The organism is Ligilactobacillus acidipiscis (assembly GCF_900116935.1).
Taxonomy (GTDB): Bacteria; Bacillota; Bacilli; order Lactobacillales; family Lactobacillaceae; genus Ligilactobacillus; species Ligilactobacillus acidipiscis.
The window spans coordinates 253,632-265,933 of the sequence record NZ_LT630287.1 but is presented as its reverse complement, the minus strand read 5'-3'; the positions used below and the strand labels follow the sequence as shown (position 1 = coordinate 265,933).

Annotated in this window: 5 protein-coding genes and 3 pseudogenes; 2 read left to right on the top strand and 6 right to left on the bottom strand. The window is 40.8% G+C overall.

Going from position 1 to position 12,302, the window contains the following annotated elements:
- Positions 1-16 precede the first annotated feature (16 nt).
- From BQ5903_RS01220 to BQ5903_RS01205, 4 genes and pseudogenes are all read right to left on the bottom strand, one after another.
- Positions 17-961, bottom strand: coding sequence for a nucleoside hydrolase (locus BQ5903_RS01220; protein WP_079578476.1), 945 nt, complete (start codon positions 959-961; stop codon positions 17-19).
- Between the two features lie 189 nt (positions 962-1,150).
- The gene (locus tag BQ5903_RS01215; RefSeq protein WP_056972612.1) at positions 1,151-1,366 is read right to left on the bottom strand and encodes a hypothetical protein; all 216 of its coding nucleotides are present in this window, start codon (positions 1,364-1,366) and stop codon (positions 1,151-1,153) included.
- Positions 1,367-1,575: 209 nt separating this feature from the next.
- Positions 1,576-2,914, bottom strand: a pseudogene (locus tag BQ5903_RS01210) (aspartate aminotransferase family protein).
- A 12-nt stretch (positions 2,915-2,926) separates the two neighbouring features.
- Positions 2,927-4,369: an APC family permease gene (locus tag BQ5903_RS01205; RefSeq protein ID WP_079578472.1), complete on the bottom strand. Its 1,443-nt coding sequence runs from the start codon at positions 4,367-4,369 to the stop codon at positions 2,927-2,929.
- 671 nt (positions 4,370-5,040) lie between these two features.
- Here BQ5903_RS01205 and BQ5903_RS01200 point away from each other — a divergent pair.
- A pseudogene (locus tag BQ5903_RS01200) lies at positions 5,041-6,351 on the top strand (IS1380 family transposase).
- Between the two features lie 456 nt (positions 6,352-6,807).
- The gene (spxB, locus tag BQ5903_RS01195) at positions 6,808-8,646 is read left to right on the top strand and encodes a pyruvate oxidase (protein WP_079578470.1); all 1,839 of its coding nucleotides are present in this window, start codon (positions 6,808-6,810) and stop codon (positions 8,644-8,646) included.
- Between the two features lie 392 nt (positions 8,647-9,038).
- Here the strand turns inward: spxB and BQ5903_RS01190 are convergent, their stop codons facing one another.
- Together BQ5903_RS01190 and BQ5903_RS01185 are read right to left on the bottom strand one after the other, a co-directional pair.
- Complete coding sequence (locus tag BQ5903_RS01190) at positions 9,039-10,403, bottom strand: DHA2 family efflux MFS transporter permease subunit (RefSeq protein ID WP_154022050.1); 1,365 nt, start codon at positions 10,401-10,403, stop codon at positions 9,039-9,041.
- Between the two features lie 504 nt (positions 10,404-10,907).
- A pseudogene (locus BQ5903_RS01185) lies at positions 10,908-12,218 on the bottom strand (IS1380 family transposase).
- Between the last annotated feature and the right edge of the window lie 84 nt (positions 12,219-12,302).

The window sequence follows — 12,302 nt, the reverse complement described above, 5'->3', positions numbered from 1 at the left end:
AGTCTGTAACAGTCTTTTATTTGCTAGGAGCTAATTTTGCTAATTCATCGATTTTGTCATAAAATGCGGCAGCATCAACACTGGTAACAAAAGTAACTTCCCTGCCCTTATCAGTTTGAAATGTCCGTCCTTCAGAAGAGCCGGTGGTAATAACATCAGTCTTGACCCGCTTGGACTCAATTAATTCAGGATAGCGGCTGCTTAAGGTTGTCAAAACATCCCATAAATAATAGATCGAGTTTGCTTCAAATGAGTGAACCAATGAATATCCTTGGCCGATCAGATCAAGTGCAGGATATGACCTTTGTGCAGCCCATCGTAAACGCAACTCCGAAGTCAAAGGGACCTGGTCAGTACTATCAAGACCCACCATGACAATTTCAATATTGGAATCCCAGACGGTCTTCACAGCTTCTGCGTCCCAGTATGCATTCCATTCCATTGTATCGTCAGCTCCAGGCGCGGCTACGTTCCCTTGACTGCCTAAAGCGCCGCCCATCCAATAGAGTTTGTCAATTTTTTCCGTGATTGTAGGATCAACTTTTAAGGCGCGGGCCAGATCTGTCAGGGGCCCCGTCATGACCAAAGTTACTTTTTTGGCAGAATTTTGCAGTTTATCGATCATGTCCAAGTGCCCAGGTTTCTCAGCTAGCGGCGTTTGTATTTGTCCGCCATTTTCATTTAACAACGGGAAATCGTCAAACGAAAAGGCACTTAACCGCCAAGTATCCGGAAACTGATGTTTAGCCCGCGAATTCGATTTAGCTACATCAGCTGGTTTGCGGTCAGCATGACCAAAACGATCAATGATCTTACGTGAAGCAGAAGAAGCCGGGTCAACGTACCCATCAGCATCGGTCACCCCGACCCCTAACAAATTAACATCTGGCATTTGTAATAACAGTAACAGTGAAACTAAATCATCGACATTTCCATCATGATTAAAGTAAAAATTACGCATGTAATAACCCTCCAGATAGTTTAGTCAGGTGCATACGGCAAAAGATTTTCTTACCCTAACGGCCTTATTATTTAACAGTACGCAAGTTTCGGTGTGCCGTCAAGCAAAATAGCCACACTTTTCCAACCGTCCATTTCTCAATAAAAAAGCCTTAGGTCTCTACGGATCAGGGACCTAAAGCAACTACAATTATTGTTGTGAAACACCAGAAATTATATACCATAACATGATCACCATTAAAAACACATCGATCGCAATATTAACTTTAGTTATCGACTGGCGTTTTTTTGAACTTGGTTTGCCTAGTTCATCAGTTTTACTGCGAAAATGCTGAATATCGTGGATCAGAGCCCAGACATCAACGGTAAATACAAATGCAAAAATAACTATGGTTGAAAATTTCATCTTTTGCCTCGCTTGTTATTCAAACTTATTTCTACATATATATATTATACTTGATTAGTTTTTGATTGACCGCTTTTAGGCTAAATTTAACTATTTAGTGCAAAACGCTGAAAAAAGCTCGCCTTATTGCTACCTAGCTCAGAACAGCTCCGCATGGCAAAAGACTGCGCCTAACCAACTTTAGGTCATCATGCTCTGCTTTCTTCTCTTTACCACCCGATCTTTTTTCGCATTTTCTGGCAAACTTAACTTGCCTTCTTGCAGGTCACTAAATGCCTGGTCCATTATTTTGAACGCTTGATCCAACTGTTCGTCTGTAATAACCAGCGGTGGCTGGAAACGGAGAACATTGTCCTTAAGACTAATGATCAACACACCTAATTCAAACATTCTATAAATAACTTTAGTGGTTGCCACACGATCTGCTGCTCCTGTTTTTGGATCAACAATATCGATCCCACCATCTAAACCATACATCCGAACTTGGCCAATAAATTGATACTTTTCTTTTTCCTTAGCGAAGAAATCTTGAGCTACTTTTCCTAAACGAGCTGATCGTTCTACTAAATGTTCATCCTCGATCACATCTAGGGTAGCCAAAGAAGCGGCCGTCGTGACTGGATTACCAGCAGTCGTATAAACATTAGCTGGTGAACCTAAGCTATCCATAATATCGGCCCGCCCAATAACTGCACTCAGCGGCAAGCCAGATGCCAGCGACTTACCCACACTCATCAAATCTGGTTCAATACCAGGAAAGTTCTGAATGGACCACCATTTACCAGTCCGTCCCATTCCTTGATTGATCTCATCCACAGCGAATAAGATCCCATTTTCATGTGCAAATTGGTAAACTTTTTCCATAAACTTCTGTGGTGCTTTTGTGATCCCACCATCGCCTTGAATCGGTTCGATCAATATTACCGCCGTTTCTTCTGCTGGAAGGTACGTTTCAAACGGCAACTTGAAAACAGCAAACATCCGCTCGACAAAATCATCTTCCGTTTCGTCTGGTAACTTAGCCCATGCATCCGGGTATGGAACTTTAACGACTCCCGGCAACATCGGTCCCATCTTGCGAGCCATATTCAAACTGCAGCTCGACATACTCATTGAACCATAAGTAGACCCATGATAAGCACCCGTGAAGCTGACCAAATATTGCCTACCAGTATACCCACGTACAAACTTGATGATCGCATCATTTGCATCAGATCCGGAATTGCCCCAGCTTAACTTAACTGGTCCAGAGATCGGTGCTAGTTTACATAAACGATCGGCTAGTTTGGCAGCTGGGATATTAGCAAAATAAGCTGGTGTATATTGGATCAACTTACTTGCTTGTTGCGAGATAGCTTCCACGATATGGGGGTGGGCATGTCCTGTATTCGTCGAAGACGCACTAGCCAGCAAGTCAATATATTCCTTGCCGTTTGCATCACGTAAAAGTGCGCCCTGTCCAGATTCGATCGCAATATCATAATACTGTACCCGTTGAGGAGCCAAAGCCTGACTTTCGCTTGCTAAAATTTTTTCATTCGTCTCCATATAAATTACCTCCTAATCTTGTTCTTCTTTATTGTTCAAACTTGAATTATTCATTCCATAAAATAGGTAAATCAAAATACCGATCACAAACCAAGCTAACGAATAAATTTTAGCTTGTTTATCTAAGCCCATAAAAACGATAAATGAACCCAAAAAAGCAAGTGCCGGCATCGCTGGATACCAGGGCATTTTGAAACCTGCTTCAGGAAGATCCTTACCTTCGCGTGGACGTAAACGATAAATTCCTAATGACACAAACATAAAGGCGATCAGCGTCCCTGCAGAAATTAATTGAGATAAAGTCACAAATGGCAAAACCGCCCCAATGATAACAGAGATCACTGTCAAGAAAAGCAAAGCATGATTTGGCAAGTTGTTCTTATTCAATTGCCCCAACCACTTTGGCAACATACCGTCACGGCCAAATGAATACAGTAAACGAGAACCAGCTAACATCATCCCGATCAAGGCTGTAAACATCCCGACAACGGCGATCGCTTGAACAACTATCGCTACGATCGGGTGTTCAGCATGACGCAAAGCCCAACCAACAGGTTCTGCATTGTTAGTATAGTTAGAATACTTAAACATTCCGACCAAAACTAAAGCAACTGCAACGAACAAAACAACGGCAATCACTAATGAGCCTAGGATTCCACGCGGCATTGTCTTCGAGGGATTTTTAGCCTCAGCAGCATTAGAAGCAATAGAATCAAAGCCGACATATGATAAGAAAATAGAGGAAACACCAGCATAGATCCCTTGCCATCCGCCAAAAGCTGTTCCATCAGGATTCGGATGATACTTAGGAATAAAAGGTACATAATTTGAACCTTTAATGGCAGTAACCCCTACTACTAAAAATGTCAAGACTGCCAAAACTTTAAGTACAACTAACACATTTTCAACTCGAGCTGCCTCAGAGGCCCCACGCGATAAAACAAAAGAAACGATCAGCAGTGCTATGATCGCAAGCAGATCAAACCACCCGCCATTCGTACCAAGCGTGTTAGAAAGCTGTGCCGGTAATTTTAATCCTAGAGGAGACAACAGTCCACGAAGGTTAGCCGATAAACCTGAACCGACAAATGCCACAGCAATAAAATATTCTGCCAACAGTGCCCAGCCGGCGATCCAGCCAAAACCTTCTCCAAAAACAACGTTGATCCAAGAATACGCCGATCCGGCAAATGGCATTGTAGAAGACATTTCCGCATAGGCAAAAGCAACTAAAGCAGCAACTACTGCAGCTGCCAAAAAAGAAAGTGCTACGGCAGGTCCCGCATGCTTAGCAGCAACTACCCCTGGCAACGTAAAAATTGAAGTTGAAACGATCGTTCCAACACCCAAAGCAAGAAAATCCTTGACCTCTAGAACTTGTAACAAATGTTCATCCTTACTCTTATATACTTTTGGATCTTCTTTTCGTGTCATTTTTTTCCAAACATTGGTCATTTTTTCTCCTCCTGCTCACTATGTATTAATTTAGAATAAATAATAAAAATCGTTTTTGTTTTAGTAAGTAAAAACGCTCTATGAAGCCACCTAGACTTCATAGGGCGTTTTGGCGCGGTACCACCTATCTTTATTCTACTGATCGGGTAGAATCTTAACAATGTCACAACAACTGCAACATATATCCCAATAATGGTGGATGGCCATCAAAAGTTACTAAAAAATTTCGCTTTCACTGTTCAGAGGCGAGATATCAATGACCCATTCAGTTTCTCTCAGCTAAAAAAACCTCTCTGTCTCAATCATGGTCTATGATGATCCTCTTCAACATATTTTCATTCTAATCTAATTATAAACTAATTTAACGCCTTGAAATTATAAAGTCAAGCCTCTTTTTCATTAAAAAAAATGATTTTAAATATGGATATTACTACATAAAGCTCTTAAAGCACTGACTTAAAGTTAAAATGAGTGTTTTCACATCAGAAATAATAAAAATTAATAATGCTTATGTTACCTGAATTATTCATACTTTTCCCTTAAGGACTACTTTTTGTTGTTGTCATGCTAGTTCGCATCTTTTTCGTTTTTCACCTGTTGGGTGTACAAAAAGAGCACATCCTGTGCTATTGTAAAGTCGATGAAAACCACAAAGAACAGGAGTGCTCCTTATGTCAACTTTACATCATGAAAAACTTTTATTCAATGACCAGATCAACATTTCTAATGACGGTGGTGAGTTAGCGAACGATGCCGGAACTTTATTAATTGCTGAATTTCTGCACCAAATTCACTTTGACTAGCTCTTAGAAGATAACTTGCATTTTAAAGATGACCGTAAATATTGTACCTTTCCCTTGAACAATTTATTTAAGCAGTTGCTGTTGCAATTGCTAGCAGGATACTGCCAAGATCAGTCGGCTAATACCTTGTCACACGCCGTTGATTTTAAGCTGGTCTTGTCTCAAGCGGTCGCTTCCCAGCCGACACTTTCACGCTTTATCAATCACATTTCAGCGTCTGGGCTCTTTTCAGTCAAATCATTGCTCGGCTCGGTAGCTCACTTTGTTCTTGGGCAGCTAAATCAACATCAGCTGATCCTTGATCTAGATTCGACACATGCCGATACGTTTGGTGACCAAGAAAAGAGTGCTTATAACGGTCACTACCAGACCAACGGTTATCATCCTTTACTAGCCTTTGATGCTTTATCGGGCTGCTTGTTGAATGCTCAATTACGCCCCGGCAATCGCTATACTTCCCAAGGTGCGACTAAATTTTTATTACGGAGCTTACGGGCCTATGACGGATCTTCCCTGGATGTCTTAGTGCGAGGAGATTCTGGTTTCGCAGCTCCAGGGATCTACCATGCGTGTGATAAAAAGCAGGCTAAGTTCGTGATTCGTTTAAAAGCGAACTACCAGCTCCAAAGTCGGGCTGAGCACCTGATCCAAGTGGGTGACCAGGACTTCACCGAAGCTGAAGTCCAATGGCATGTCCTGCGAGACTATTGTCCTCAAAGTTGGTCACGACCTTATCGTGTGATTATTAAATCAACGCGGCCGGCGGGCAACTTTCTGTTTGACCATGAGTTTATCGTGACCAACTTGGAAGAATTAAGCGGTCCACAAGTCTTTGCCCTCTATCACCAACGCGGTTCCATGGAAGACTTGATCAAAGAAGTTAAACGTGGCTTTCACTTTGATAAAACGGACAGTTCTAGTTTTGAGGCCAATGAGTTCCGGATGCTGGTAGCTGGGGTCGCTTATAATATACTGCAAGCCATGAAGAACTTAGTTTTACCAACAAAGCTTAAACACGCTCAGGTCGGGACGATCCGTTTTAAATTACTCCATGTGGCAGCTAAGGTCACGCACCATGCGCGTCAAGTCTGGGTCCATTTATCTCAGACCAATGTGTTCGATAAATTATTTTGGCAGACACTGTTCAAGATTCAAAATCTAAAAATATATCCGCTGTGAACTCACAAAATAAAAAATGTTTTTCTTAGGGAAAGGGTGAAGTCTGTCCTTTTTTAAACAGTCCGACAACAAAACTAACAAAAAGCTGCTTTTTTTACACACTAAAGTAACTTTGCACAAAGTTTTAACTGCAACGAAAAGTATGAATAATTCAGGTTGTTTTAAAAATATTAAAAAAGTGTAGATAAAAACCTATTTGGTAATGATAGTGCAAAACATAATGCTCTTTTAGTAGGCTAAAATATTTTTTCATCTAGGAAAAGAGTACCTATGCAACAATAAAATTGTCATTGTTGATTTTATGAAAACGCATTATTATTAATTGTGGTTAATGAAAACGTTAGCTTGTACGGCTGGTTTAAAGAAAAAACGATTTACCTAGGGATCTGTTTGTTTTTAAAGGCGTTTTATCAAGCGAATGTTTTAATTTTAAAACACGAAAGAGAGAGATTTTTTATGACTGAAATGATCAGTGGTTCAGATGCAGTTTTAAAAGTCATTGAAGAGTGGGGCGGCGATCATATTTATGGTTATCCGGGTGGTTCATTTGATTCGACAATGAACGCTTTGTACAACCAAAGTAACAAAATTAAATTTATTCAGGTTCGCCATGAAGAAGCTGGTGCTTTGGCAGCAGCGGCAGATTCTAAGTTGACAGGTAAGATCGGTGTTTGTTTTGGTTCAGCTGGTCCAGGCGCTGTTCATTTAATGAATGGTTTATATGATGCTAAACATGACCATACACCGCTTTTGGCGCTCGTTGCTCAAGTTCCTTCTAAAAAGATGAACATTGATTTTTTCCAAGCGATGAATGAAGAGCCAATGTTTGATGATGTTGCTGTTTGGAATAAAACGGCTATGTCTGCTGAAAGTTTACCAGGTATGATCGATGAAGCTATTCGTCAGGCATACAAGCACAGTGGTGTAGCAGTTGTCACTATTCCTAAGGACTTTGGCTGGGCTTCGATCCCTGACACATACGTTTCAAACGCTAAAAACCATGTTGCTCCATTGTATCCAGAACCACAAGCAGAAAAAATTGCTGAAGCAGCTAAGTTGATCAAAGCAGCTAAGAATCCGATCATCTACTTTGGCATTGGTGCAAAGCATGCTGCTGCTGAATTAAAAGCATTGTCAGAAAAATATAAAATGCCGCTGATCTCATCTGTTTTGGCCAAGGGTATCTTTGATGAAAATTATCCAGCATACCTTGGCTCATCCGGTCGTGTTGCTCCTAAACCAGGTGCAGAACTTGGATTTGCAACGGATCTGATCGTTTGGGTCGGCACAGACTCACCATTTAGTTTGTACTTGTTTAATAACTCAGCTAAGATGATTCAAATCGATGTTGATAATGAAAAAATCGGTAAACGTCATTCAGTTGATGTACCCGTTTTAGCAGATGCTAAGAAGGCTTTGGCCGCCTTGGTCAAAGCTGGTGATAAAGTTGAAGACAGACCATTCTACAACGCAGCTGTTGCCAATAAGCAAAACTGGGTTGAATGGCAAGATAGCTTCAAGACCAGTCAAGAAGTTCCTTTACGTCCAGAACCAGTCTTTGATGTGATCAATAAGACTGCTAGTGACAGAGCTGTTTTTGCTGTTGATGTTGTTAATATCAATTTCGAACGTTTAGTTGATATTCACGGTGATCAGAAGTGGACTACTTCTGGTCAGTATGCAACTATGGGCTATGGTTTGCCAGCGGCAATTGCCGCTAAGATCGCATACCCTCATCGTGATGTGTACAGTTTGAATGGTGATGGCGGTTTTGCAATGCTAATGGAAGAATTATTGACTCAGGTTAAATACAACTTGCATATCGTTAACATCGTTTTCAGTAACGAAACGCTCGGTTTCATCGAGGCTGAACAACGTGATGATAGTGAACAACCATTATCCGGCGTTGATATTCCAGCTACAGACTGGGCTATGGCCGCTAAAGGCTTGGGTTGTGAATCCTACACAGTTAAGACTGTGGATGATTTCAAACAAGCGATGAAAGCTGCTTCTCAAACAGAAGCTCCTGTCTTGATAGACATTAAGTTTACTCATGAAATGCCGTTTACAACTCAGCATATGTTCTTAGATCCAGCAACATCTTCTCAAGAAGATATCGATGTTTTCGTTGAAAAATACCAAGCACAAGATCTGAAACCATTCAGTTACTTCTTAGAACAAGCTGGTGTGGGCTCAGATGCTGTCAGCGGAGCATCTGTTACTGAAGACTCAACTTCGGACCCTGCAATTAAGCAAGCTAACATCGATGCAACTAGTGGTGCGTCATTGGCTTAAGTTAAAATATAAATAACGATATTTATTAGTTAGTAAAAACTCCTAATTGTTTCTCTTTAGCTGAAACGGTTAGGAGTTTTTTACGTTTTCCTTATCATTTAAAATTTGATTGAAATATCATATGGCAGTTAGGGCAGGAATTCCAACCGTAATTGATCATCATTGGTTTGCCGCAGCGAGGACAGTAACCGTGAATTGGTTTCCTTAATTTTTTGAAACTTTGCGGGTCCTTTTTTTCTGACATGTTATTCACTTCTTTTAAGTTATTGTTAAACAAAACGTGCACTTTTTAATGAATAAACTAAACCCATATTAATAAAAAGTAAACAAAAAAGCTGAGAAAGACAAGCCAGCTTTGATTTGGCTGCCAATTTTTCTCAACTTTTTCAATATTATTTATTTGTTTTTTTGTCTTTAAAAGTCAATGCAATGATCAATCCTAAAATAGTCAAAACGAGGGTAAAGAGAAAACCGTAATGAGTACCATTTGTAAATGCAGCCGCATCATTTTTTCCTGTATATGAATTTTGCCCAAATGCTAGAAAACTAGTTGCTAAGGCTGTTGCAATTGCTCCAATCACTTGCTGGAGTGTATTCAAAATTGTACTTCCGTCAGCTGATTCTAAACCTTTCAATGAGCTTAAGGCATGCGTTTGTGAAGGAGACATAGCTAAGGGACAACCGATCATTAAAATTATATGGGCACTGATGATATATGCGACCGATGAGTCTTTGGTGGCAAAAAGTAACATTGTGGTCCCAATAGCTGCAATCAAGAAACCTAATGATGCAGGTTTCTTGGCACCGATAGCATCGTATAAACGACCAGCAAAAGCTGAAACGATAGCATTAACGATCCCGCCTGGTAACATAATAATACCTGTGAAAGCTACAGCTAGTAACATGCCGCGTTGAATGTATTGCGGTAATAAGTACATTGAAGATAAGATGATTGCAAAATCGACCATGACACATGCAGTGCCCTTGGCAAAAGATGACTTGGCAAAAACGCGTAGATTTAAAACAGGTGCTTCAATATTTAATTGACGGTGGACATAAGCTGCTAGAACCAGCACACCGACGACCAGCATTCCTAAAACGATTGGCGAAGTCCAGCAGCCTAGACCTGAAGCAAAACTTGCTCCCATTACAAGGCAAGAAAAGGCAATGATCGATTCGACCAATGACAAGATATCAACATGTGGCTTGGTAACGTGGCCAACATTTTCAAGACCGATCAAACTTAAAATCAAGGCGATCGTTAAGAATGGTACGAACAGCCAGAAGATCCAATTCCAAGATAGTTCACCTAAAATCAGACCAGTAACTGTTGGTCCAACGGCGGGCGCAAACATAATTACCAAAGCACACATTCCCATCGCTGTTCCAAGCTTATAAGGTGGGAAAACTGCCATTGCGACTGTAAACATTAACGGTAGTATCAAGCCGGTTGCAATTCCCTGGATCATGCGGCCTGTTAATAATATTGCAAAGTTAGGAGCGAGTGCTGAGATCACTGCACCCATAATAAAATCCAAAAGCCCAAAGATAACGATTTGTCGGGTCGTAAACCATTTGGTGATCAGGCTTGAAAAAGGTAAAATGATCCCAATAACTAACATATACCCTGTAACGAGCCACTGTACAGTACTTGCTGCCAGACCAAAAGTATCCATTAAATTAGGAAGTGCGATATTCAAGGATGTTTCTGATAACATACCAACGAAGGCTCCGATCATCATCCCTGCCATCGCCATCCATGGTCGTTTGACCTCGACTTGAGCCTTAGGTAATTCCACTAAAAAACCTCTCTTTTCTGAATACTACTTAATTATGCAGTATTTTATAAAAATAATAGCTAGCAGTCTGGCAAATCTGTTGTCCAAATAACAATTAGAAGAAGTTAATTCCACATTAGTAATTGTTTTATGGCTGAAGAATCGTTTGGCTGCTTTTTGCGCAATGTGATCATATTATCAGAAAAAAATGTCTTGTGTAAGTATTTCTTTCAAAAATATTTTCATTGAACTGGCAGCGTGACAGATTGCCTAATAGGTAAAAAATTTATAAAAACTGGAATTTTTAATAATCGATTACGAATAACACCTGAATTATTCATACTTTTCGTTGCAGTTAAAACTTTGTGCAAAGTTACTTTAGTGTGTAAAAAAAGCAGCTTTTTGTTAGTTTTGTTGTCGGACTGTTTAAAAAAGGACAGACTTCACCCTTTCCCTAAGAAAAACATTTTTTATTTTGTGAGTTCACAGCGGATATATTTTTAGATTTTGAATCTTGAACAGTGTCTGCCAAAATAATTTATCGAACACATTGGTCTGAGATAAATGGACCCAGACTTGACGCGCATGGTGCGTGACCTTAGCTGCCACATGGAGTAATTTAAAACGGATCGTCCCGACCTGAGCGTGTTTAAGCTTTGTTGGTAAAACTAAGTTCTTCATGGCTTGCAGTATATTATAAGCGACCCCAGCTACCAGCATCCGGAACTCATTGGCCTCAAAACTAGAACTGTCCGTTTTATCAAAGTGAAAGCCACGTTTAACTTCTTTGATCAAGTCTTCCATGGAACCGCGTTGGTGATAGAGGGCAAAGACTTGTGGACCGCTTAATTCTTCCAAGTTGGTCACGATAAACTCATGGTCAAACAGAAAGTTGCCCGCCGGCCGCGTTGATTTAATAATCACACGATAAGGTCGTGACCAACTTTGAGGACAATAGTCTCGCAGGACATGCCATTGGACTTCAGCTTCGGTGAAGTCCTGGTCACCCACTTGGATCAGGTGCTCAGCCCGACTTTGGAGCTGGTAGTTCGCTTTTAAACGAATCACGAACTTAGCCTGCTTTTTATCACACGCATGGTAGATCCCTGGAGCTGCGAAACCAGAATCTCCTCGCACTAAGACATCCAGGGAAGATCCGTCATAGGCCCGTAAGCTCCGTAATAAAAATTTAGTCGCACCTTGGGAAGTATAGCGATTGCCGGGGCGTAATTGAGCATTCAACAAGCAGCCCGATAAAGCATCAAAGGCTAGTAAAGGATGATAACCGTTGGTCTGGTAGTGACCGTTATAAGCACTCTTTTCTTGGTCACCAAACGTATCGGCATGTGTCGAATCTAGATCAAGGATCAGCTGATGTTGATTTAGCTGCCCAAGAACAAAGTGAGCTACCGAGCCGAGCAATGATTTGACTGAAAAGAGCCCAGACGCTGAAATGTGATTGATAAAGCGTGAAAGTGTCGGCTGGGAAGCGACCGCTTGAGACAAGACCAGCTTAAAATCAACGGCGTGTGACAAGGTATTAGCCGACTGATCTTGGCAGTATCCTGCTAGCAATTGCAACAGCAACTGCTTAAATAAATTGTTCAAGGGAAAGGTACAATATTTACGGTCATCTTTAAAATGCAAGTTATCTTCTAAGAGCTAGTCAAAGTGAATTTGGTGCAGAAATTCAGCAATTAATAAAGTTCCGGCATCGTTCGCTAACTCACCACCGTCATTAGAAATGTTGATCTGGTCATTGAATAAAAGTTTTTCATGATGTAAAGTTGACATAAGGAGCACTCCTGTTCTTTGTGGTTTTCATCGACTTTACAATAGCACAGGATGTGCTCTTTTTGTACACCCAACAGGTGAAAA